23 protein-coding genes and 1 pseudogene are annotated in these 23,579 nt (G+C 59.2%); 11 read left to right on the forward strand and 13 right to left on the reverse strand.

The features are described 5' to 3' along the window. Positions 1-30 precede the first annotated feature (30 nt). Positions 31-762, reverse strand: a complete 732-nt coding sequence (locus tag ACP7BO_RS07150; protein ID WP_426209314.1) for a thioredoxin fold domain-containing protein — start codon at positions 760-762, stop codon at positions 31-33. A 147-nt stretch (positions 763-909) separates the two neighbouring features. Beyond that, complete coding sequence (gene xerD, locus ACP7BO_RS07155; RefSeq protein ID WP_060694843.1) at positions 910-1,806, reverse strand: site-specific tyrosine recombinase XerD; 897 nt, start codon at positions 1,804-1,806, stop codon at positions 910-912. 120 nt (positions 1,807-1,926) lie between these two features. Between xerD and ACP7BO_RS07160 the strand changes: the two genes are divergently transcribed. Next, complete coding sequence (locus ACP7BO_RS07160; RefSeq protein WP_426209316.1) at positions 1,927-3,726, forward strand: cation:proton antiporter; 1,800 nt, start codon at positions 1,927-1,929, stop codon at positions 3,724-3,726. A 38-nt stretch (positions 3,727-3,764) separates the two neighbouring features. Here ACP7BO_RS07160 and ACP7BO_RS07165 read toward each other — a convergent pair whose 3' ends face one another. The 6 genes from ACP7BO_RS07165 to ffh all read right to left on the reverse strand — a co-directional run bounded on the left by ACP7BO_RS07165 (position 3,765) and on the right by ffh (position 7,855). Then, positions 3,765-4,187, reverse strand: coding sequence for an acyl-CoA thioesterase (locus ACP7BO_RS07165; protein WP_426209318.1), 423 nt, complete (start codon positions 4,185-4,187; stop codon positions 3,765-3,767). Positions 4,188-4,281: 94 nt separating this feature from the next. Next, complete coding sequence (gene rplS, locus ACP7BO_RS07170) at positions 4,282-4,632, reverse strand: 50S ribosomal protein L19 (protein ID WP_060694850.1); 351 nt, start codon at positions 4,630-4,632, stop codon at positions 4,282-4,284. Positions 4,633-4,677: 45 nt separating this feature from the next. Further along, complete coding sequence (gene trmD, locus ACP7BO_RS07175; protein WP_003440270.1) at positions 4,678-5,430, reverse strand: tRNA (guanosine(37)-N1)-methyltransferase TrmD; 753 nt, start codon at positions 5,428-5,430, stop codon at positions 4,678-4,680. Between the two features lie 2 nt (positions 5,431-5,432). Continuing rightward, positions 5,433-5,972 carry a ribosome maturation factor RimM gene (rimM, locus tag ACP7BO_RS07180; protein ID WP_426209320.1) on the reverse strand — a complete coding sequence of 180 codons (540 nt, stop codon included), beginning with the start codon at positions 5,970-5,972 and terminating at the stop codon, positions 5,433-5,435. 5 nt (positions 5,973-5,977) lie between these two features. Further along, positions 5,978-6,229, reverse strand: a complete 252-nt coding sequence (gene rpsP, locus ACP7BO_RS07185) for a 30S ribosomal protein S16 (RefSeq protein WP_003440261.1) — start codon at positions 6,227-6,229, stop codon at positions 5,978-5,980. 249 nt (positions 6,230-6,478) lie between these two features. Next, on the reverse strand, positions 6,479-7,855 hold the full coding sequence (ffh, locus tag ACP7BO_RS07190; RefSeq protein ID WP_060694855.1) for a signal recognition particle protein: 1,377 nt from the start codon (positions 7,853-7,855) through the stop codon (positions 6,479-6,481). Positions 7,856-8,063: 208 nt separating this feature from the next. On the opposite strand from ffh, the gene ACP7BO_RS07195 reads away from it, so the two are divergent. The 3 genes and pseudogenes from ACP7BO_RS07195 (at position 8,064) to ACP7BO_RS07205 (ending at position 11,361) form a co-directional block, all read left to right on the forward strand. Continuing rightward, positions 8,064-8,876, forward strand: a complete 813-nt coding sequence (locus ACP7BO_RS07195; protein ID WP_060694857.1) for a cytochrome C assembly family protein — start codon at positions 8,064-8,066, stop codon at positions 8,874-8,876. Positions 8,877-9,071: 195 nt separating this feature from the next. Beyond that, positions 9,072-9,767: pseudogene (locus ACP7BO_RS07200) on the forward strand (transporter associated domain-containing protein); the annotation flags it as partial. A 277-nt stretch (positions 9,768-10,044) separates the two neighbouring features. Beyond that, the gene (locus ACP7BO_RS07205; protein WP_426209323.1) at positions 10,045-11,361 is read left to right on the forward strand and encodes an MFS transporter; all 1,317 of its coding nucleotides are present in this window, start codon (positions 10,045-10,047) and stop codon (positions 11,359-11,361) included. An 81-nt stretch (positions 11,362-11,442) separates the two neighbouring features. On the opposite strand, the gene purT is transcribed toward ACP7BO_RS07205, so the two are convergent. From purT to ACP7BO_RS07230, 5 genes are all read right to left on the reverse strand, one after another. Next, complete coding sequence (gene purT / locus ACP7BO_RS07210; protein ID WP_397454657.1) at positions 11,443-12,624, reverse strand: formate-dependent phosphoribosylglycinamide formyltransferase; 1,182 nt, start codon at positions 12,622-12,624, stop codon at positions 11,443-11,445. Between the two features lie 73 nt (positions 12,625-12,697). Next, entirely contained in the window at positions 12,698-13,174 is a 477-nt protein-coding gene (locus ACP7BO_RS07215) for a preQ0 transporter (RefSeq protein ID WP_060694866.1), read from the reverse strand. Between the two features lie 203 nt (positions 13,175-13,377). Beyond that, positions 13,378-13,584: a DUF1289 domain-containing protein gene (locus ACP7BO_RS07220; RefSeq protein WP_426209326.1), complete on the reverse strand. Its 207-nt coding sequence runs from the start codon at positions 13,582-13,584 to the stop codon at positions 13,378-13,380. Further along, a complete protein-coding gene (locus ACP7BO_RS07225; protein WP_060694870.1) occupies positions 13,581-14,105 on the reverse strand; it encodes a gamma carbonic anhydrase family protein in 525 nt (174 codons plus the stop codon). The genes ACP7BO_RS07220 and ACP7BO_RS07225 overlap by 4 nt, the downstream gene beginning before the upstream one ends. Before the next feature lie 41 nt (positions 14,106-14,146). Then, positions 14,147-14,749: a CoA pyrophosphatase gene (locus ACP7BO_RS07230; RefSeq protein ID WP_003440220.1), complete on the reverse strand. Its 603-nt coding sequence runs from the start codon at positions 14,747-14,749 to the stop codon at positions 14,147-14,149. 144 nt (positions 14,750-14,893) lie between these two features. On the opposite strand from ACP7BO_RS07230, the gene ACP7BO_RS07235 reads away from it, so the two are divergent. From ACP7BO_RS07235 to nagE, 7 genes are all read left to right on the forward strand, one after another. Beyond that, positions 14,894-15,451: an NUDIX hydrolase gene (locus ACP7BO_RS07235; protein ID WP_426209329.1), complete on the forward strand. Its 558-nt coding sequence runs from the start codon at positions 14,894-14,896 to the stop codon at positions 15,449-15,451. 35 nt (positions 15,452-15,486) lie between these two features. After that, on the forward strand, positions 15,487-16,053 hold the full coding sequence (locus ACP7BO_RS07240; RefSeq protein ID WP_060694873.1) for a L,D-transpeptidase family protein: 567 nt from the start codon (positions 15,487-15,489) through the stop codon (positions 16,051-16,053). A gap of 270 nt (positions 16,054-16,323) precedes the next feature. Beyond that, positions 16,324-17,067, forward strand: a complete 744-nt coding sequence (locus ACP7BO_RS07245; protein ID WP_397454660.1) for a GntR family transcriptional regulator — start codon at positions 16,324-16,326, stop codon at positions 17,065-17,067. A 27-nt stretch (positions 17,068-17,094) separates the two neighbouring features. Then, positions 17,095-18,192 (forward strand): N-acetylglucosamine-6-phosphate deacetylase, encoded by a 1,098-nt coding sequence (nagA, locus tag ACP7BO_RS07250; protein ID WP_397454661.1) that lies wholly within the window; start codon positions 17,095-17,097, stop codon positions 18,190-18,192. A gap of 13 nt (positions 18,193-18,205) precedes the next feature. Beyond that, positions 18,206-19,216 (forward strand): SIS domain-containing protein, encoded by a 1,011-nt coding sequence (locus tag ACP7BO_RS07255; protein ID WP_397457304.1) that lies wholly within the window; start codon positions 18,206-18,208, stop codon positions 19,214-19,216. Positions 19,217-19,252: 36 nt separating this feature from the next. Beyond that, on the forward strand, positions 19,253-21,769 hold the full coding sequence (gene ptsP / locus ACP7BO_RS07260; protein ID WP_397454662.1) for a phosphoenolpyruvate--protein phosphotransferase: 2,517 nt from the start codon (positions 19,253-19,255) through the stop codon (positions 21,767-21,769). 31 nt (positions 21,770-21,800) lie between these two features. Next, on the forward strand, positions 21,801-23,504 hold the full coding sequence (gene nagE, locus ACP7BO_RS07265; protein ID WP_426209333.1) for an N-acetylglucosamine-specific PTS transporter subunit IIBC: 1,704 nt from the start codon (positions 21,801-21,803) through the stop codon (positions 23,502-23,504). The last annotated feature ends 75 nt before the right edge of the window (positions 23,505-23,579 follow it).

The following is a 23,579-nucleotide window of genomic DNA, read 5'->3' on the forward strand; positions in this document are numbered from 1 at the left end:
TCGTCAAAGGCTTACCGTGACGATGCAGGATTATTTAACACTGAGTGCCAGCTTGCCAACCTGCGCAGCAGGCTGATAGCCCGGAATGACCTGGCCATCTGCCAAAACAATCGCAGGCGTACCATTTACACCAATGGACTGGCCCATGGCGAACTGTTTGGCCACCGGATTGGCGCATTTTGGCGCCTCTACCGTTTTACCATCCGTCATCTTGTCCATGGCGGCTTTCTTGTCCGCGGAGCACCAGACGGCTTGCAGTTGCTTGTCTCCCGGCGAACCCAGGCCCTGACGCGGGAAAGCAACATAGCGCACTTCAATCCCCATTTTGTTCAGTTCAGGGACTTCGGCGTGCAATTTGTGGCAGTACGGACAAGTGGTGTCGGTAAAGACCGTGATGTGCGACTTGGTTTCGCCGATTGCCGGGTAAACAACTGTTTCTGCCACCGGGATGCCATTGATCAATTTGGCGACGCCAATGCGTTCTGCCTGCTCGGTCAGGTTGACCGGCTTACCGTCCTTGAGCTGGAACATATAGCCCTGCACGATGAACTGGCCGTCGGCACTGGCATACAGTACACGGCTGCCCTTGAGTTTGACTTCGTACAGACCGGCCATGGGGCTGGCACTGATGTTCTCGACCGGAACATCCAGTTGCAGTGTTTCAAGGCTCTTGCGAATGGCTTGTTCGGCACCGGTATCGGCAAAAGAAAACGTACTGACCAACGCAATGGCTGCGGCGGCAAAAATCTGGGTCACGCGCATGGGAACTCCTGAAGGCGGACAAACGGCCAAACCTGAAAATCCCGATCTGCAAAAAAGGATTCCGGTGGCGCGCTTTCTGAACCGGCAAAGCCTACCACAGTTGGCTTGCGTGGCCGACTCCGGCCGACGCAAGCGCACATAAACAGCTCAGCCACGGGGGTGATGGCGGGCATGTATCTCTTGCAGGCGGGCACGCGCCACATGGGTGTAAATCTGGGTCGTGGACAGGTCGCTGTGCCCCAGCAACATCTGCACCACGCGCAAGTCGGCACCATGGTTGAGCAAGTGGGTCGCGAAGGCGTGGCGCAAGGTGTGGGGCGACAGGGATTTGTCGATCCCGGCCACCCGGGCCTGATGCTTGATACGGTGCCAAAAGGTCTGCCGGGTCATTTGCTCACCGCGCTGACTGGGGAACATGACATCGCTTGGGCGACCGTTAAGCAGCTCGTGACGGGCATCTCGCATGTAGCGCTCAACCCAGACAATGGCCTCCTCCCCCATGGGTACCAGCCGCTCCTTGCTGCCCTTGCCCATCACCCGCAGCACCCCTTGACGCAGGTTGACCTGTTCCAGAGTCAGGCTGATCAATTCGGTCACCCGCAGGCCGCAGGCATAAAGCACCTCCAGCATTGCCCGATCACGCTGACCAATGGCCTCTCCCAGATCAGGGGCTGCGAGTAGCGCTTCGACGTCTGCCTCTGACAGGGACTTGGGCAACGGCCTGCCCAGTTGCGGCATATCGACCTGCAAGGTCGGGTCGACTGCAATCAGCTTTTCACGCAGTAAATAACGATAGAAGCCACGGGCTCCGGAAAGAAAACGTGCTGTGGAGCGAGGTTTGTAACCCTGCTCCAGGCGCCACGCCAAGTGATCCAGAATCAGCTCGCGCCCGGCACTGGCCAGTTCAAGGCCGCGCTCCTGCAACCAGCCATTGAATAACGCCAAATCGCTGCGATAAGCGTCACGGGTGTTGTCCGACAGCCCCTTTTCCAGCCACAGGGCATCCAGGAAACGGTCGATAAGTGGGTTGTCTATAGCAGGCATTGGCGCTCGAAAAGCGCAGCCCGCAGGCCGCGCATAAATAAAAGGTGAACTGCAAAAGTGGCCGCTAGTCTTTCATGGCCGGCTGATGCCATAAACCACAGGTTCTCACAGGAGCCCCTTATGAATGAACAACAGATTCTGCTGGCTTTGGGGGGAATCGGCATCGCTGCCCTGGGCTCTCAGTGGCTGGCCTGGCGCCTGAAACTGCCAGCCATCCTGTTTTTGCTCTTGACCGGGATTCTCGCAGGGCCCGTTCTGGGCTGGCTTGATCCGCAAGAGCTGTTCGGCCCTCTGCTGATGCCTCTGGTTTCGCTGTCAGTGGCGCTGATTCTCTTTGAAGGCAGCCTGACCCTGCACCTGTCCGAATGGGGTGAAATAGGCAGCGTAGTGCGCCGCCTGGTTACCATCGGCGCCCTCTCGACCTGGGCGGTGATTACCCTGGCCACGCATTGGCTGCTGGGCTTTGACTGGCTGCTGGCGCTGCTGTTCGGCACCCTGACACTGGTTACCGGGCCAACGGTGATTGTGCCAATGCTGCGTGTGGTGCGACCCAAGGCATCGATTGCCAATATCCTGCGCTGGGAAGGCATTGTCATCGACCCCATTGGCGCGTTACTGGCAGTGGTGGTGTACAGCTTCATCATTACCCGCGCTTCAGGCGAGGGCCTGAGCCACAGCCTGCTGACCTTTGGCGGAGTGATTGTATGCGGCAGCCTGTTTGGCATCGTGGGCGGCTGGGTCATGGGGCATATCCTGCGCCGGCAATGGCTGCCGGAATACCTGCACAGCCTGGCCACACTGGCGACAGTACTGGCCATATTCATTGCCTCCAATACGGTGATGCATGAGTCAGGACTGATGGCCGTCACGCTGATGGGCATGTGGATGGCCAATATGAAGGGCGTTGATGTACGCAACATTCTGCACTTCAAAGAAAACCTGAGTATTTTTCTGATTTCGGGCCTGTTCATTTTGCTGGCGGCACGCCTGGACCTGCATGCCATGATCGCGCTGGGGCCCGTGGTGCTGGTGTTGCTGTTGATCATTCAATTTATTGCGCGCCCGCTGAATGTACTGCTCTCGACTTTCGGCTCAAAACTCAACTGGCGTGAGCGCACGCTACTGGCCTGGATCGCACCGCGCGGCATTGTTGCGGCGGCGGTGTCGGCCATTTTTGCAGTTCGCCTGGATCAAGCCGGACATGAAGGGGCGCTGCTGCTGGTTCCACTGACGTTTGCCGTGATCATTGGCACCGTTGTGTTGCAGAGTGCTACCGCTCGCCCCTTGGCACGCCTGCTCAAGGTCGCCGAGCCAGCACCCAGCGGCTTTCTGATCGTCGGCGCCAACGGTCCGGCCCGGGCCATTGGCAAAGCCCTGCAACAACTGGGCAGTCGCGTGTTGCTGACCGACTCCAACTGGGAAAATATCCGATCCGCGCGCATGGAGAACTTGCCGACCTACTTTGGCAACCCGGCCTCGCAACACGCCGAGGTGCATCTGGACCTGGTGGGCCTCGGGCACCTGCTTGCGCTGTCGCCATCAGGTGAACTCAATACCCTGGCCGCAATCCGATTTCGCCATGAATTTGGCCCCAAACGCCTGTACACATTGGCCAGCGGTCAGGAAATCCGCCGCACTGACAAACATCGCGCCAGTGATGAGCATCGCGGGCAATCCCTGGGTAACCCGGCCCTGACCTATACCCAACTGGCCAGTGAACTGCACAACGGTGCCGAGATATACAGCACTCACCTTACTGAAAACTTCACTTGGGAGGATTACCAGGCCTTGCATGGCGATCGCGCCACACTGCTGTTTGCCTGTGACCACAACAGTTGGGTGCATGTGGTGACGCCAGAGAGCGATTTGAAGCCGGGAGCCGGCTGGACGCTATTGGCCTTGATCAGGCAGGATGCCTAGCCTGTTGGAGCCAGGCTGGCTCCAACCTATGTTTGTTATTACTCGCCTTGGCGGGCAAAGCCTGGCAATACCGGCACCGGGCGCTTGTCATCGTCAATGGCAACAAAGCTGAACAAGCCCTGGATTGCCAGCTCGCGACCATCACAGCTCATGCTTTCGACATACACCTCAACTTCAACCTTGAGGCTGGTGTTGCCGACTTTAACCACACGCCCCACCAGCTCAACAATGCAGCCGGCCGCGATCGGATGGTTGAAGTCGATCCGGTCGGTGGACACTGTCACCAGCGGCAAACGGCAGAAACGGGTCGCGGCGATAAACGATACTTCGTCCATCCACGCCAGTGCGGTGCCGCCAAACAAAGTGTTGTGGTGATTGGTGGTCGACGGGAATACCGCCTTGGTGATGCGGGTAACGGACAGTTCGGTACGACGTTGAATTTCTTGATCACGCGAAGACATGCTTTTACTACCTGCAACCAGACAAAGGTCCAACAAATTTCAGGCACAAAAAAGCAGCCCGAAGGCTGCTTTTTTCTGCATCGGGAAGCTGGACTTAAGCCAGTTTTTCCTTGATGCGAGCTGCTTTACCGGACAGGTCACGCAGGTAGTACAGCTTGGCTTTACGAACGTCACCGCGACGCTTGACTGCCATGCTGTCGATTTGCGGGCTGTAGGTCTGGAAAGTACGCTCTACGCCAACACCGTTGGAGATTTTACGAACAGTGAAAGCACTGTTCACACCACGGTTACGCTTGGCAATCACTACACCTTCGAAAGCTTGCAGACGCGAACGATCGCCTTCCTTCACTTTCACCTGAACGACAACAGTGTCGCCCGGGGCAAAAGGAGGGATCTCTTTAGTCATCTGCTCTGCTTCGAGTGCAAGGATGATTTTGTTAGTCATGCTGTGCTCCTAAGGTAGATCGTCTGATCTACCATCGATACGTTGTTAACTATCGTCCCGCTCGCGGATATATTCCTCGAGCAGCTTCTTCTCTTCTCCAGAAAGCGAGCGGCTTTCCAGAAGATCGGCGCGTCGTTCAAAGGTCCGCCCAAGGGACTGCTGTAAACGCCAACGCCGGATGTGTGCATGATTGCCACTAAGCAATACGTCGGGAACACGCTGATCCGCATACACCTCCGGTCGGGTGTAGTGCGGGCAATCCAGCAAACCATCCGTGAAGGAATCTTCCTCCGCGGAGTCCGCATGCCCTAAAGCTCCAGGCAGCAGTCGTGTAACCGCATCAATCAGAACCATCGCCGGCAGCTCGCCACCGGAAAGTACATAGTCACCAATCGACCACTCTTCATCGACATAAGCATCTATAAAACGCTCGTCAATGCCTTCATAGCGACCTGCAATGAGGATTAATGCTTCCTCATTCGCCAGTTCGCGTACCGCCGACTGATTCAGCTGACGGCCTTGGGGCGACAGGTAAATAACCTTCGCCGCCTCTCCGGCTGCTTCTCTGGCCTGAACCAGTGCATCTTCCAGAGGCTTGATCTTCATCACCATGCCCGGACCACCGCCAAATGGGCGATCGTCCACAGTGTGATGCCGGTCCGTTGTGTAGTCACGCGGGTTCCAACAGGTGAGCTGCAACAGCCCTTGTTTCACCGCACGACTAGTGATGCCGTAGTCGCTGATGGCGGAAAACATTTCGGGAAACAAACTGATCACTTCTACGCGCAATTTAGCCACGCTTAGAAGTCCGCATCCCAATCCACCTTCATCTCGCCGGCTTCCAGGTCGATGTTCAACACGCATTGCTCTGTATAGGGCAACAAGCGATCACGATCATCCAGGCTACCCGGGCAAGGTTTGACTTCCATGACATCGTTCGAGCCAGTTTCCATCAGATCTACAACCTTGCCGAGCAATTGCCCTTCGAGGTTGGTCACTTTAAGACCCTGCAGCTGGTACCAGTAGTACTCGCCATCGGTCAGTTCAGGAAACAGGTTGCGCGGCACGCAGATTTCGAATTCGCGCAGAAGACCAGCTTCATCGCGATCATCAAGACCCTTGAGCTTTACGACCAGAAACTTGCCGTTATGAGAACGGCCACTGACCAGCTCTGCCTGTCGTACATCATTACCGCGCCGAAGCGTCAGCTTTTTGTAGTCCAACAGGTTATCAATTGGATCCGTAAAGGAATAAACCTTCACTTCGCCGCGAACGCCATGAATTGAATAAATTTTGCCGATAACGATCAAATCATCAGCAAGATCAGGCGTCACGCTCATATTGCTCAGGCCGCGGCCTTAGCGTTTTCTTTCACAAGCTGAGCAACGCGCTCAGACATTTGTGCACCAACACCCAACCAGTAGGCGAGGCGGTCTTCTTTGATGGAGAAACGAACTTCCTGACCACGGGCAACCGGGTTGAAGAAGCCAATTTGTTCCTTGTGGGAACCATCACGTGGGTTACGGCTATCGGTAACGGTCAAGTGGTAAAACGGGCGCTTTTTGGAGCCGCCAAGGGCAAGACGGATTGTTAGCATGTGTAGATCGTTCCTGTAGTCGGTGCTGCAAATCTAAATGCACAGCGGGCATAGGTGCCCGAAAGGCCGCATATTCTAAGGAATATCCGGACTTTTGCAAATGTCTTTTTCTGGCGCCTAGTCGACATGCCATAAAGATTTGCTATAAGGCCGCCACGAATGGCAGCAGGTCGGCTCCCGCATGTGCGGGTTTGCCGGGTGTCTCGCATAAATGCGAGCTGCCCGAACGCAAGCGCTCGGGCAGGTAAATTACATTTTTGGCATGCCGCCGCCAGGCATCATCGAGCCCATGCCGCGCATCATTTTGGCCATCCCGCCTTTTGCGGAAAACTTCTTCATCATCTTTTGCATCTGCTTGTGCTGCTTGATCAAGCGCCCGATGTCCTGCACCTGAGTGCCGGAACCCATGGCAATACGGCGTTTGCGCGAACCACTGATCAGGTCAGGGTCACGGCGCTCGGCCGGGGTCATGGAGTTGATGATGGCTTCCATTTGCTTGAACTGCTTTTCTGCTGCGCCCTGGGCATTGCCCATTTGCGCCAGATTCACACCGCCCATGTTTGGCAGTTTGTCCATGAGACCGCCAAGGCCGCCCATGTTTTTCATCTGTTGCAGTTGGTCGCGGAAGTCTTCGAGGTCGAAGCCTTTACCTTTCTTGAGTTTCTTCGCCAGCTTGTCGGCTTTGTCTTTATCGAGAGTCTGTTCAGCCTGCTCGATAAGGCTGAGCACGTCGCCCATGCCGAGGATGCGCGAAGCAATACGATCGGGGTGGAACGGCTCCAGAGCATCGCTCTTCTCGCCCATACCGATGAATTTGATCGGCTTGCCGGTGATCGAGCGCACGGACAATGCCGCACCACCACGGGCATCACCGTCGACCTTGGTCAGGATCACACCGGTCAGCGGCAATGCATCACCAAAGGCCTTGGCCGTGTTGGCGGCATCCTGACCGGTCATGGCGTCGACGACGAACAGGGTTTCTGCAGGCTTGACGGCCGCGTGCAGCTCCTGGATTTCAGTCATCATCTCGGCGTCGATGTGCAAACGACCCGCGGTATCGACAATAACTACATCAATGAACTTGAGTTTGGCTTCGGCAATGGCCGCCAGCGCAATGCTCACCGGATTCTGGCTGATATCGGACGGGAAGAACGTAACGCCCACTTCGCCCGCCAGGGTTTCCAGCTGTTTGATTGCCGCAGGACGGTAAACGTCGACCGAGACCACCATGACGGTTTTCTTTTTGCGCTCTTTAAGGAAGCGCGCCAGCTTGCCGGCGGTGGTGGTTTTACCCGCACCCTGCAAACCGGCCATCAAAACTACAGCAGGCGGCGTGACATTGAGGACCAGGTCCTCGTTGGCAGCGCCCATCAGGCTTTCAAGCTCGGCCTGGACGATCTTCACAAACGCCTGGCCCGGCGTCAGGCTGCGCGACACTTCAGTGCCGACAGCGCGCTCTTTGACCGCGCTGACGAAGTCCTTGACCACTGGCAAAGCCACGTCGGCTTCCAGCAACGCCATGCGCACTTCACGCAGGGTGTCTTTGATGTTGTCCTCGGTCAGCTTGGCCTTGCCGGTAACATGGCGCAGCGTCTGCGAGAGACGATCGGTTAAATTTTCAAACATGCGCGATCCTTTCAGGCCCAAAGTAGACCGGGGTTATTGCGGCCCAGCCCGTGTAAAACTGATGCTCGGCGAGCCTGCGGCGTGGGCAGGTCGCGGATTATAGCGAAGACTGGCCGCATACGACACCTTGCCGTCGGCTTATGTGGTCTTTCGTGCATGGGCGGTTGTATGCCAAACTCAGTCCTTTCGGGCTTGCCTAACAGGATTTATGCTCCCCTTGTCACCGAGTTTGCTACCCAGCCTCGCCGCCGCCTGTCTATATGCCGCTGCGACCCTCTATCAAGGTACTTGCCTGCGCCAAGGCGCAAAGGCGAACAAACGCCTGTTGGTGACGCTCGGCATTCTCGCCGTGATCGCCCAGGCCATGAGCCTGTTTACCCACCTGATGACCCCGGCGGGTCTTGAGCTGGACTTCTTCAGCGCTGCCAGCCTGATTGCCGCGGCGGTCATTATCGTTACGCTGGTCGCGTGTGCCCGCATACCGGTAGAGAACCTGCTCCTGCTTCTATACCCGCTGGGGATGCTCACGGTCCTGCTGTCGCAGTTCGCCCCGCCCGGTACGGTCCAGGCCATCGATGAAGAGCCCGGCATCCTTGCTCACATCCTGTTATCGCTGCTGGCCTATGGCATGTTCACCATTGCGGTGGTTCAGGCCTTGCTGCTGACCCTGCAAAACTACCAGCTCAAAAACAAACACCCTAAAGGCCTGATCAAGAACTTCCCGCCCCTGCAAACCATGGAAAGCCTGCTGTTCGGTTTCCTGTGGGCCGGCTGGTCACTGCTGTCACTGTCACTGATCTCCGGCTGGCTGTTTTTGGGCAACCTGTTTGCCCAGCATCTGGTTCACAAAACCTTGCTCGCCTGCCTGGCATGGATAGTGTTCAGCGTGTTGCTGCTGGGGCGCCATCACCTGGGCTGGCGCGGACATAAAGCCATACGCTGGACGTTTGCCGGTTTCTGCCTGCTGATGCTGGCCTACTTTGGCAGCAAGCTGGTTCGTGAATACATTCTGCATATCTGACGGGCGATGATTATGGATAGCTTGCCCCCCGGGCCGATGCTGGCAGTTTTTGCACTTTTGATCGCTGGAGCCGGGCTGCTCGCCGGCTTCCTGTTGGGCAGAAACAGCAAGAAGGTCCTTAGTACGCAAGTGCCGCAGACGCGCCACGAATCCTCCCTGCAAGACGACGAGCAGCCCAGCAGCCGGCCACAACTGCTCTCCGGCATCCATGCGCTGGACAACATCACGGTCAACGACATCCTGATTCCGCGCAGTGAAGTTGAAGGCCTGAACCTCGATGACTCCATCGAAGAACTGATCGAACAGTTGCGCCAGACCAAGCGCACGCGCCTGCCGGTGTTTCATAACGACATCAATCAGGTCGAGGCCATCCTCAATACCCGACACATCCAGCACCTGCTGCCTGATGCCAGCCTCACCAAAGAGGCGCTGTTGTCCGTCTGCACCGAACCCTACTTCGTCCCTGAAAGCACCCCCCTGCAACTGCAACTGCTCAACTTCCACAAGCAACAGCGCCGGCTGGGTGTGGTGGTCGATGAGTACGGTGAGGTGCTGGGTATCGTGACCCTGGAGGATATCCTCGAAGAAATCGTCAGCGAGTTCGAAGACGAGCAAAACGTCGACAACCCGCTGATTGAACCTCTGCCGGACGGCCGCTTTGTGGTGGACGGCGCCGCCTCCATCCGCGAACTGAACAAAACCCTGGGTTGGCACCTGCCTTGCGACGGGCCGAAAACCCTTAACGGGCTGGTCACCGAAGCACTGGAAACCATTCCTGAAACCACTGTTTGCCTGAAAATCGGCCGCTATCGCCTGGAAATTCTCGAGACTGAAGAGAACCGCGTCAGCCGCGTACTGATCTGGCACAACAGCGTCAAACCCGCGGTTTAATCGCCGCGCAAGGTCTTGTTACATTCGAACGGGCCTCCCTATAATCATTTCCGCTTGCACCCCGCTTGCGGGGCAAAGCCAGTCGATTAAAACACCGCATATATTCAGTGGGCGCTGGCGGGCCGGTTCCCACCGACTTATCTCCCTGCCTGAGACTGCGCTCGCCTGACTGACTGGCATTTGCCTCCAAAGGCCAAACGACCATAAAAACCGCTCTGCCCTGTCCGCCGCAAAGGCTGATGAAGGTCACGAGCTTATAACTGTCAGGGATATGCGCATGAGCATCAGCACGACTTACAGCGAAGCCTCGCCCGAGAAGCCGGTCAACTCCACAGCCCGTGTCGCTACGGCCAGTTTTATCGGTACGGCCATCGAGTTCTACGACTTTTATGTGTATGCCACCGCCGCTGCACTGGTCATTGGCCCGGTCTTTTTCCCGCAGACCTCCGGCACAGCACAGATGCTGTCGGCATTTCTGACCTTCGGCATCGCCTTTCTCGCTCGCCCGCTGGGCTCATTTCTATTTGGCCATTTCGGTGACCGTGTAGGTCGCAAATCCACGCTGGTGGCTTCCCTGCTGCTGATGGGCGTGTGCACCACCCTGATCGGCGTGCTGCCGGGCTACGCCACCATTGGCGCCTGGGCACCGATCCTGCTCTGCGTACTGCGCTTTGGGCAAGGGCTGGGTCTCGGTGGCGAATGGGGTGGCGCAGCCTTGCTGGCCACCGAAAACGCGCCCAAAGGCAAGCGCGCCTGGTTCGGCATGTTCCCGCAACTGGGTCCGTCGATCGGTTTTCTCGCGGCCAATGGCCTGTTTCTGGCGCTGGCCTTGACCCTCAGTGATGAGCAGTTCCGCTCCTGGGGCTGGCGCATCCCGTTCCTGCTGAGTGCCGCCCTGGTAATGGTCGGTCTGTATGTACGTCTCAAGCTGGAGGAAACACCGGTATTCGCCAAGGCCGTGGCCCAACATGAACGCGTGAAAATGCCGATCGTTGAACTCTTCAGCCAGTACTGGGCACCAATGCTGCTGGGCGCGGCCTCGATGGTGGTGTGTTATGCGCTGTTCTATATCTCGACGGTATTTTCACTGAGCTATGGCGTTTCAACATTGGGCTATACCCGCGAAACGTTCCTTGGCCTGCTGTGCTTTGCCGTGCTGTTCATGGCCGCTGCCACGCCGCTGTCGGCCCTGGCCAGCGACCGTTACGGGCGCAAACCGGTGTTGATTGTCGGCGGCATACTGGCAATTTTGTCCGGGTTCCTCATGGAGCCGTTGCTCACCCATGGCACGACCTGGGGTGTAGCTCTGTTTCTGTGCATCGAGCTGTTTTTGATGGGTGTGACCTTTGCCCCGATGGGAGCCCTGCTACCTGAACTGTTTCCGACCCGCGTGCGCTATACCGGCGCATCGGCTGCCTACAACCTGGGCGGCATTGTCGGCGCCTCGGCCGCACCGTTTTTCGCCCAGAAGCTGGTGAGCATGGGCGGCCTGAGCTGGGTGGGCGGGTATGTGTCAGGCGCGGCAGTACTCAGCCTGATCGCTGTACTGTGCTTGAAGGAAACCAAAGAGGCAGACCTGAACAAGGTCATCTAAACCTGCAGGAGCGAGCTTGCTCACGAGCTGTGCAAAAAGCTCGCGAGCAAGCTCGCTCCTACAACAGGTTGTTGCGGGGGGTTATAGCTCGACGACAACCGCTTTGGATGAACGCGTGGCCTTGGCCCGTGCCGCCTCAATCGACTCATCCCGGGCCAGTGCCACGCCCATGCGGCGCTGGCCATTGACCTCGGGCTTGCCGAACAGACGCAAGGCGGTATCCGGCTCGCTCAGAGCCGCTCCGAGGTTGGAGAATGCGGTGCGGGTCGACTGCCCCTCCACCAGAATCACTGCCGAAGCCGACGGCCCGAACTGGCGGATCAACGGAATCGGCAACCCCAGAATCGCCCGTGCATGCAGGGCAAACTGCGACAAATCCTGCGAGATCAGCGTGACCAGCCCGGTGTCATGGGGGCGCGGCGAGACTTCGCTGAACCACACCTGATCGCCCTTGATAAACAGTTCGACCCCAAACAGGCCGCGACCACCCAGCGCCTCGGTCACTGCTCTGGCCACACGCTCGGACTCCGCCAGCGCGATCGGGCTCATTGCCTGTGGCTGCCAGGACTCCTGATAATCGCCCTTCTCCTGACGGTGACCGACCGGCGCGCAGAACGTCGTGCCGCCAATATGGCGCACGGTCAGCAAGGTGATTTCGTAATCGAAGTCGATAAAGCCTTCGATGATGACCCGGCCTTTGCCCGCACGACCGCCTTCCTGAGCGTAATCCCAAGCAGTTTTGACATCGTCGGCACTGCGCAGCAGGCTCTGGCCTTTGCCCGACGAACTCATGACCGGCTTGACCACACACGGAAAGCCAAGATCCTGCACCGCTTTGCTGTAATCCTCGAAGGTGTCGGCAAAGTGGTACGGCGAAGTTGGCAGGTCCAGCTCTTCCGCTGCCAGACGGCGAATGCCTTCGCGGTTCATGGTCAGCGAGGTCGCACGGGCGGTCGGGATTACAGTAAAACCTTCAGCTTCCAGCTCGACCAGAGTCGCGGTAGCGATGGCTTCGATTTCCGGAACGATAAAATGCGGCTTCTCCAGCTCGATCACGGCGCGCAGTGCAGCTCCATCCAGCATGTTGATCACGTGGCTGCGATGCGCAACCTGCATGGCCGGGGCGTTGGCGTAGCGATCGACCGCGATGACTTCGACCCCCAGACGCTGCAATTCGATGACGACTTCCTTGCCTAGCTCGCCGCAGCCACACAACATTACGCGGGTCGCTGTTGGCGACAGTGGAGTTCCGATACGGGTCATTTCAGGTCCTCAAGGAAGCAAATCATCGAAGGCGCTCGCAACGCTTGCGCCTGCAGGGAAGAAGGCCGGCATTTTACATGATCCGCGAGCGCTCAGCGGCTTTGCGCAAACGCCAGGCCATGGCCAGCCACACGCAGGTGACACCAGCGAATTTGGAGGCCATCGCGGTGAAGATCACGGCCGGGGTAAAGGCGTCGATCATGCCGAAAAAGATAAAGGTATCGAGGGGGATGCTCAGCGCAGAGCTGATCCACAAACGGTCATGCAACGGGCGCTTGGTAATGGAGAACACCAGCCAGTCAATACACTCCGACACGGCGAACGCGGTGGCGCTGGCCAGGGCAATCGAGGGATCAGAGGTGGCATACGACAGCACCAGCGCTACCAGCATGGCCAGAATGGCGCCGTGGCCGAATCGGGTTTGCACCATGTCACGCAGCACGAACACCAGCCCGCCCCAGGCCGACCAGATGATATCGAGGTGCGGCGCCGCGGAAAACGCGTAGTTAATCAACACGACGCTGGCGATATAAGCGATTAGAAACAACATGGACCTGGCGATACCTCTGAATAAGGCGCACAGGGTACTTGAGTCATGCCTGATTTTGTAGCGTGTACACCGAGGCTGGACAGTTCGACCGTGGGAGCCGGCTTGCTGGGGATTTACAGCCCCGCAGTCAGCCTCGAAGTGCCCATTGCCTGCATCGCAGGCAAGCCAGCTCCCACAGGGTATATCGCAGCCTGCGGCAGGGACTACAGGCTATCCACCGTCCACACCATGCCACTGAATTTCGCACGTTCGTGACACAACGCCAGCACCTCACGCCGCTCGGGGTTGGTCATGCGGCTCCAGCGGGTGATTTCGGCAACCGAGCGCTGGCAGCCGGTACACAGATCATCGTCGTCGAGCGCGCAAATATTCACGCAAGGCGAGGCAACCGGGCGTTCTGCATCACTCATTGATCTTGCACCTGCAAGTCGCGGGCATAACGCTGGCCATTCTTCACATAATGCGCAGCGCTGGCTTCCAGCAGTTTTTTCTGCTCGTCAGTCAGGTCGCGCACCACTTTGCCAGGCGAGCCCATTACCAGCGAACCGTCGGGAATTTCCTTGCCTTCACCAATCAGCGAATTGGCGCCGATGATGCAATGCTTGCCGATTTTTGCGCCATTGAGGATCACTGCATTGATGCCGATCAGACTGTAATCACCCACCGTGCAGCCATGCAGCATGGCGTTATGACCAATGGTCACGCCGGTACCCAGGGTCAGTGGATAGCCCATGTCGGTGTGCATGACCGCGCCATCCTGCACGTTGCTGTCTTTACCGATCAGGATCAGTTCGTTGTCACCACGCAGCACCGCGTTAAACCAGACGCTGGCGCCTTCCTCCAGACGGACCTTGCCGATCAGGGTGGCATTGGGGGCAGTCCAGCTGGCGGGATGGGTTTCGACGAGCGAGTCGCCCAAGCGGTATTTCATGGGGAAGTCCTCAAGGCTGATACGGCTGTCTGCTGACAGTTCTAAATATTGATAAAGCGTTCAGGCGGGGTATGCAGGCTGATATTGACGTCGTCGTAAAGCAAGTTCATCAGCTCTACGATCATGATCGCCGTCAGCCCCCAGATCTTGTACACGCCAAAACGGTAGCTCGGCACATACCAGCTGCGGCCCTGGTAATCGATACGGTGGGTATGCTCGCGCGGGTCCTGGCGAAAGAACTCCAGCGGCACGCTGAACACCGCCGCGATCTCGGCATCATTGGCCAGATACTCAACGTAATCAGGCACCAGCCCGACATAAGGGGTTACTCGAATCCCGTGCAACGAGATCAACGGGCTGAGCGGGCCGATCACCTCGACCAGACCCGGCGGCAAGCCGATCTCTTCTTCGGCCTCACGCAGAGCGGTAAAGATCAGGTCCGGGTCCTCAGGGTCGCGCCGCCCTCCCGGAAAAGCCACTTCACCACCGTGGGTCGACAACCCGCTGGCGCGCAGGGTCAGAATCAGTTCGGGCTCGGCACTGCGGGTTACCGGCAGCAATACTGCCGCCTCGGGAAAATGCCGATCTGTTTCCAGAGTCCGTGGGGTATAGCGGCTCACACGGCCAAGCAGCTCGTCCAGCATAGGTCATCTCGATCCGTCACTTATCGGGCATCATGCACCAAATCGCACCGGGCACCCAAGCCCCGCAGTGTCGCAGCAATCACCGCAACACTTGCCGTCAGCCCGACTCAGCCCCAAGATAAGCGCCTTACCAGAGAACCAAGCATGAAATTTTGCAGCCAGTGCGGCCATTCAGTCAGCCAACATATCCCGCAAGGCGATTCGCGCCTGCGTTATGTCTGCGACCACTGCCAGACCATTCATTATCAAAACCCCAATATTGTTGCCGGGTGCCTGCCCACCTGGGGCACTCAAGTGCTGCTGTGCCGACGCGCCATCGAGCCGCGCAAGGGTTACTGGACCCTGCCCGCAGGGTTCATGGAAAACGGCGAGACCGTTGAACAGGCTGCCCGACGCGAAACCCTCGAAGAAGCCTGCGCCAACGTTGAAAACCTGGCTATCTATACCCTCATCGATGTACCGCACATCAATCAGGTGCATGTGTTCTATCGTGCCGACTTGCTGACTCCGGACTTTGCCGCCGGTGAAGAGAGCCTTGAAGTCCGGCTTTTTGATGAAGCCGACATCCCTTGGTCAGAGCTGGCTTTTCGCACGGTCAGCCGTACCTTAGAATGCTTTTTCGCTGACCGCCCGGGTAACGTCTACCCCGTGCGCAGCGAGGCCGTAGCGCCTCTGGCCGGTCTGACCAAACCCCAACAATAATGTTGTTTGCCTTGTTACTCAGGAATCTCCCTCTAATGCGTTGGTTGCTCGCTGCCCTCTGCCTGTCGTTTGCTGTTACTTGCCAAGCTTCCGTTGTCATTACCGTGAATGGCAAACCCGTCGATAAAAATCAGGTGCTCAAACCGGCCCAGTCAACACAGACCATCAGAGCCGACCAAAAAATCGAAAAAATCCTGGTGCTCAAGTCTGCCCGCAAGCTGCAACTGATCAGCGATGGCAAACCGATAAAGAGCTACCGCATTTCATTGGGCAAACAGCCCAAGGGGCCAAAGCTGCAAGAAGGCGACAAACGTACCCCCGAGGGCCTTTACTGGGTCGACTGGCGCAAGAAAAGCGACAAATTCAACCTGGCGATGCATATCAACTACCCCAACGTCAGTGACGCGGCCAAAGCCCGGCGTGAAGGGCTGAACCCCGGGTCGATGATCATGATCCACGGTACGCCGGACTCCGAAGACAACCCCGAAGAACTGTTCCACACCCTGGACTGGACCGATGGTTGTATCGCGATGAAAAACTACGAAATGCGTGAAGTCTGGAACCTGGTGAAGGACGGCACCCTGGTAGAAATTCGTCCCTGAGCGAAAATAAATTCTGGCGCCCTGGCGCCACGCCCTCCCGCCCGCTCTTAATACCTTTGCTCGCCGTCGGGCCCGAACGGGCCCGCAACTTCTCAGCGCTTTGCGCGCACTCTTAATACCACTTAAACACCATAGAAAGTCACCACAGCCAAACACCCTGTTTTCGGCCAGGAAAGCGCCTGCACGTGCGTTGACTTGGTATTGAAGTGGTATTACTTTCGCGCAATTACCGGGCGACAACACTCTAATAACCGCATCGGATGCACCGCCATGACCAGCCCCATCAACAACCTCGCAAAACTGCGCCCGGACGACAGCCAGTCCACGCCTTTGTACCTGCAACTGGCCCGCAACCTGGAGGCCGCGATCCATGCCGGCCTCTGGAAAGCCGAGCAGGCGCTACCTTCGGAGCGCAGCCTGAGTGAACAACTGGGCCTGTCACGCGTTACGGCTCGCAAAGCCCTGGAAATTCTGTTTGAACAAGGCCTGATCCGCCGCAGCCAGGGCTCCGGAACCTTCATCACCCCGCGCCTTGAACAACCCCTGTCGCGGCTTTCCAGTTTCAGCGAAATGCTCCGACTCAAGGGCTTCGTCCCGGGCTCACAGTGGCTGCAGCGGGAAATCACCCAGCCCAGCCACGAAGAGCTGATCCGTCTGGCATTGTCGCCAACGGACAAAGTCGCGCGCCTCAAACGTCTGCGTAAAGCCGACGACACAGTCATGGCCATCGAAATGAGCGCCCTGCCCGCCTCCCTGATCCCGCAGCCGCAGCTGATTGGCGACTCGCTCTACGAGTACCTGGACAGCATCGGCAAACCGGTGGTGCGCGCCCTGCAACATATTCAGGCGATCAATGCCAGCGCCGAGTTTGCCGCCCTGGTGGGGATTGAGACCGGGACCGCCATGCTGCTGATGACCCGGGTCGGCTACCTCGAAGACAACACCCCGATCGAAGTCACCGATACCTATTGCCGCAACGATTTCTACGATTTTGTGGCTGAACTGCGCCGCTAACCCGATAACACGCCCGGAGGGCCGCTCATGTCCGAGAACAATATCCTCACGCCCCAAGGCTGGGTCCGCGGCCGCCTGCTGCACGAGAACGGCAAGGTCCTGAGCATCGAAGGCACCCCGTGCGATCCGGCGGATAACGATTTGCCCTACTTGCTGCCCGGCTTTATCGACTTGCATGTGCACGGCGGCGGCGGCAAAGACATCATGCAAGGCGCTCCGGCCTTCGAAACGATCACCCGCACCCACTTGCGCTTCGGCACCACGGCCTTGCTGGCCACGACCATGACCGCGCCCAATCACGACATCAGCCGTGTGCTCGGCGCCCTCGGAGAGTTTTGCCAGCAACGCCCCGCCGGCAGCGCCCGGGTACTCGGGGTGCATCTCGAAGGCCCGTTTATCAACCCCGGCAAGCTCGGTGCACAACCCAACTTCGCGCACACCGCGCTGATGGCCGAAGTCGAGGATTACCTGAGTCTGGCGCCGATCAAAGTCATCACCATCGCACCTGAAATCGCCGGCCACATCGAATTGATCGGCACACTCAGCGCCCGGGGCATTCGCATGCAACTGGGGCACACCCTGGGCAGTTACGAAGAAGGCGTGGCCGCACTGGATGCGGGCGCGACCAGTTTTACCCATTTGTATAACGCCATGAGCCCGCTGCATCACCGCGAGCCCGGCATTCTGGGCGCAGCCCTGGCCCATGCCCGCTTTGCCGAACTGATCCCCGACTTGCTCCACGTGCATCCCGGCGCGATCCGCGCCGCCCTGCGGGCCATTCCCTGCCTGTACTGCGTCACCGATTCCACCGCAGCCACCGGCATGCCCGATGGCGAATACCAATTGGGCAGTCACACCGTCACCAAATGCCTGGGCGGCGTACGCCTGGCCGACGGCACGCTGGCAGGCAGCACGCTGACCATGGATCAGGCCCTGCGCAACCTGGTGAAAATCGGCCTGCCACTGGCCGAAGCCTCGCAACGCCTGTCGCAGTACCCGGCGGACTACCTCGGCATTACAGAACGCGGGCGCTTGCAGCCCGGTAGCTGGGCCGACTGCGTGCGCCTGGATCGTTCACTGAATCTCACCGCTGTCATGGTCGAAGGGGAAGCACTTGTCTTTTAACAAACCGTCCAAAATGCTTGAAGAGGCCCGGTCCGCGAGCGAAGCGGTCGAACGTCAATTGTTCAACCTCGAATCGCGCCTGATCGACCTCGCCCGTGACCTGCGGGCCAGCCCGCCCGACGTGGCCATGACCCTCGCCCGCGGCAGTTCTGACCATGCTGCAAGTTACTTCGCCTACCTGACCATGCAGCATGTGGGCGTGCCCGTAGCATCGTTGCCGATGTCCGTGGTGACGTTGCGCCAGTCGCCGCTACGAGTGAAGGGGCAGGCCGTATTTGCCTTTTCCCAGTCCGGCCAGAGTCCCGACATCATCGACAGCCTGAGCCTGCTGCGCGAACGCGGCGCTGTCAGTGTCGCGCTGGTCAATGCCGAAAACACACCGCTTGAAGCCGCCAGCGCGTACACCCTGCCCCTGTGTGCCGGCCCAGAACTCAGCGTCGCCGCCACTAAAAGCTTTATCGCCACCTTGAGCGCCAGTGCCCGCCTGGTGGCGCACTGGGCCAACGATAAAGCCCTGCTCGAAGCTGGCCACCTGCTGCCCGCCGGCTTGCGCGATGCCTGTACACAGGACTGGAGCAAAGCCATCGAGACCCTGCGCGATGCCCAGCAACTACTGGTGATCGGCCGCGGCGCAGGCTTTGCCATCGCCCAGGAGGCTGCGCTCAAATTCAAGGAAACGTCGACCCTGCAGGCCGAAGCCTTCAGCAGTGCCGAAGTGCGCCACGGGCCGATGGCCTTGATAGAAGAAAACTACCCGCTGCTGATTTTCGCCCCACGGGGTGTGGAGCAGGCAGGCTTGCTGACCCTGGCCCGAGACATGCGCCAGCGCGGCGCCCGGGTGCTGCTGGCGGCCCCCGATGATGTGGCCGAACGCGACCTGACCCTGAGCCAGGCAGCGCACCCGGACCTGGACCCGATTCTGGCCATTCAGAGTTTCTACGTGATGGCCGCTGGCCTGGCCCGGGCCCGAGGTCTGGACCCGGATCAGCCGCGCTTCCTGAGCAAAGTGACCCGTACCCACTAAGTTGTCCTCCCCCGCAGGTTTAATGAGTATCGCGCCATGCACAACAATAAAAAGCTCACCCTCAGTGCGCCGCTCAGCGGGCCGGTCATCAAACTCGCCCAGGTGCCGGACGAAGTCTTTTCCAGCGGCGTGATGGGCGACGGGATTGCCATCGACCCACTGAACGACTGTTTGTATGCGCCCTGTGACGGGGTGATCGTGCACGTCGCCAAGACCGCCCATGCCCTGACCCTGCGTGCCGATAATGGCGCCGAGGTGCTGTTGCATGTGGGTCTGGACACCTTTGACCTGCAGGGCGAAGGTTTTCAGCTGCTGGTAGAAAACGGCGCGCAAGTCAGTAACGGGCAACCCTTGCTGCGCTTCGACCCCGATTACATCGCGCAACGCTGCACCAGCCTGATCAGCCTGCTGGTACTGACCAATAGCGACCTGTTCGAGCTGCAATTGCTGGAACAGGACACCGCCGAGGCCGGAGCGCCGCTGCTGCAGGTCGCTGCGCGCCAGGTAGAGGCCGTTGTTACAGCAACCGGCGACCCGGGACAGCAAGCCCGGGGCAGCGTGCGCATCACTCACCATGGCGGGTTGCATGCCCGCCCGGCCGCGCTGATCCGACAAACCGCGCTGGGTTTCAAGAGCAGTTGCCGGCTGCACATCGGCGCTAATTCGGCTCCGTGCCAGAGCATTGTCAGGCTGCTGGCTCTGGGCATCAGCGAGAACGATGAAGTTCACGTCAGCTGTGACGGCGAGGATGCCGACGCCGCGCTGCAGGCCATTTTGGCGGCGCTGGGCAAAACACACGTCAGCCCCTCCCCTGCCCCGGTGCAAGCCGCACCGGCGCCGGTTCGTCCCGCGAATAAACCGGGTCAGTTAAGCGGGGTCTGCGCGGCGCCCGGTCTGGCCAGCGGCCCGCTGTATTTTTTAAGCACCGTGCAACTGCCTCCCGACCTTGGCAATCACGTCCCCGAACAACAAATGCAGGCGCTGCATTCGGCGCTGGAGCAGGTACGCGCAGAAATCCGCCTGACCCTGATCCAGGCCCGGGCTCAAGGCAACCTCGACGAAGAAGCCATTTTCGATACTCACCTGGCATTGCTCGAAGACAGCGAGCTGCTGCAGGCCAGCCACGGCGTGATTGCCCAGGGCCGGAGCGCGGCCCATGCCTGGAGTGCCACGATCGAGCAGCAGTGCGCGATTCTGCAACAACTGGGCAATACCCTGCTGGCTGAACGCTCCAACGATTTGCGTGACCTGCAACAACGGGTCCTCAGAGCGTTATTGGGTGAACGTGCGCAGTGCCAGTTACCCCCGGGGGCCATTGTTGCCGCACACGAACTGACGCCTTCCGATCTGTTGATGCTCAGCGCGCAGAACGTTGCCGGCTTGTGCATGGCCGCAGGCGGGGCCACGTCCCATGTCGCCATTCTGGCCCGGGGTAAAGGCCTGCCTTGCCTGGTAGCCCTCGGTTGCGAGCTGCTGGCGTTGCCGGCCGGACAGCAGGTGATTCTCGACGCCGACAACGCGTGCCTGGAACTGACACCCGCCGCCGGCCGCATCGAACGAGTTCAGCAAAGCATTCTCACCCGCCAGCAACGCTTTGCCCGGCAACAGCTGCATGCCCATGAACCGGCAGTGACCGGCGACGGGCAGCAGATCGAGATCGCCGCCAATGTGGCCTCCAGCCACGAAGCCGCCAGCGCCCATGCCCATGGCGCGGATGGCGTGGGGTTGCTGCGCACCGAGTTTCTGTTTGTCGAACGCACCACTGCGCCCAATGAACAGGAGCAGATTGCGGCCTACCAGGGTGTCGTCGATGCGATGGGCGACAAGCCGGTGATCATTCGCACCATTGATGTGGGCGGCGACAAACAACTCGATTATCTGCCGCTGCCCGCCGAAGCCAATCCGGTACTGGGCCTGCGCGGCATCCGCCTGGCGCAATTGCACCCGCAGATCCTTGACCGGCAACTGCGCGCCCTGCTGCAGGTCAGCCCGGTGCAGCGTTGCCGCATCCTGTTGCCAATGATCACCGAGGTCGACGAGTTGCTGCATATCCGCAGCCGCCTGGACGCCTTGCGCGTTGAACTGGGCCTGAGCCAGCGCCCGGAACTGGGGGTGATGATCGAAGTGCCGGCAGCGGCCCTGATGGCTGAACAACTGGCCGAGCATGCGGACTTTCTGTCCATCGGCACCAACGACCTGTCGCAGTACACCCTGGCCATGGACCGCGATCACGCGGGGCTGGCGTCACGGGTCGACGCCCTGCATCCGGCGCTGCTGCGCCTGATCGCCCATACCTGTGCCGGTGCGGCAAAGCATGGGCGCTGGGTGGGCGTGTGCGGTGCGCTGGCCAGCGACCCTTTGGCCACACCGGTGCTGATCGGGCTGGGGGTTCGCGAGCTGTCAGTCAGCCCGCTGCAAATCGGTGAAATCAAGGCCCGGGTACGGGAGCTTGATGCCGGGATGTGTCAAACACTGAGCCAGAAGCTGTTGAACATGAGTAATGCCAGATCTGTACGTGAGGCCTGTCATCAGTACTGGCCACTTTGCGACTGACAACAACAAAAACAACGACGGAGAATCTCTCATGTATCAATACTTCATCGAAGGTCTGCAACGGCTTGGCCGGGCGTTGATGCTGCCGATTGCGATTTTGCCCATTGCCGGGCTGCTGCTGCGTCTGGGCGACACCGACTTGCTCAACATCGCAATCATCCACGATGCCGGCAACACGATTTTCGCCAACCTGGCGCTGATCTTCGCCATCGGCATTGCCGTCGGTTTTGCCCGCGATAACAACGGCACCGCAGGCCTGGCCGGGGCGATCGGTTATCTGGTGCTGATCTCGACCCTCAAGGCGCTCGACCCCCATATCAACATGGGCATGCTCGCCGGGATTGTCAGCGGCCTGATGGCCGGGGCGCTGTACAACCGCTTCAAGGACATCAAGCTGCCGGAGTACCTGGCGTTTTTTGGCGGGCGGCGTTTTGTGCCCATCGTCACCGGGTTCGCGGCCGTAGCCCTGGGGGCCCTGTTCGGCCTGATCTGGCCTCCGATTCAGGAAGGCATCAATAGTCTGGGGGTGTTGCTGCTTGAAAGCGGCAGCCTCGGCGCGTTCATCTTCGGCGTGCTTAACCGGATCCTGATCGTTACCGGGCTGCACCATATCCTCAACAATATGGCGTGGTTCGTATTCGGCAGCTTTACCACCGAGACCGGGCAAGTGGTGACCGGCGACCTGACCCGTTACTTCGCGGGCGATCCCAAGGGCGGGCAATTCATGACCGGCATGTTCCCGGTGATGATGTTTGGCCTGCCGGCTGCGTGCCTGGCGATGTACCGCAACGCGTTGCCGGAGCGGCGCAAACTGATGGGCGGGATTTTCCTGTCACTGGCGCTGACCGCGTTTTTGACCGGCGTCACCGAACCCATCGAATTTGCTTTCATGTTCCTCGCGCCCTTCCTCTATTTGTTGCATGCGTTGCTGACCGGGCTGTCGATGGCCATCACCAACCTGCTGGATATCCATTTGGGCTTCACCTTTTCCGGTGGTGCCATCGACATGTTGCTGGGCTGGGGCAAGTCCACCAATGGCTGGATGATCTTTCCCGTCGGGCTGGCCTACTTCGTCATTTATTACCTGGTGTTTGATTACTGCATCCGCCGCTTCAAACTCAAAACCCCGGGCCGCGAAGACAACCCGGTAACTGAAACCGCCAACCTCACCGAGAACCAGCGGGCCAACGGCTACATCCAGGCATTGGGTGGTGCGGCCAATCTGATCACCGTCGGTGCCTGCACCACACGCTTGCGCCTGGAGCTGGCCGATCGCAGCAAGGCCCGGGACAACGAGCTCAAGGCGCTGGGCGCCATGGGCGTGATGCGACCGGGGCGTGCGGGCAGTCTGCAAGTGGTGGTCGGGCCAATGGCCGACAGCATCGCCGACGAGATCCGTTTAGCCTTGTCACAGGGCAACCACTCGCCCACCGCCAGTCAGGCGCAGGTTTGTGCGGAGCAACCGACGCAAGAAGTCGAGCCCGAAGCCGCAAAAAAATGGCTGGGCGCGCTGGGAGGCAGCAGCAATGTGTTGCATGTGGAGTGCGTAGCGCTCACCCGCTTGCGAATCAAGCTTGGAGACGAACGTTCATTGTCAGAGAGTCAGCTCAAGGCATTGGGCAGCCAGGGCATCAGCCGGCACGCCGATGGCGTTTGGCATGTATTGGTGGGGGCGCAGGCGCAGGGATTGAGTGAGGCGTTGGGGCGCTTGATCAGGCCAGATCACGCACGCTAAACGAACTGTAGGAGCGAGCTTGCCTCGCGATGGTCTCAATGCGTTCTCTCAGAAACCGCGCATTGTTTGCATCGC

This window comes from Pseudomonas sp. TWR2-1-1 (assembly GCF_049897045.1).
Classification (GTDB): Bacteria; Pseudomonadota; Gammaproteobacteria; order Pseudomonadales; family Pseudomonadaceae; genus Aquipseudomonas; species Aquipseudomonas versuta.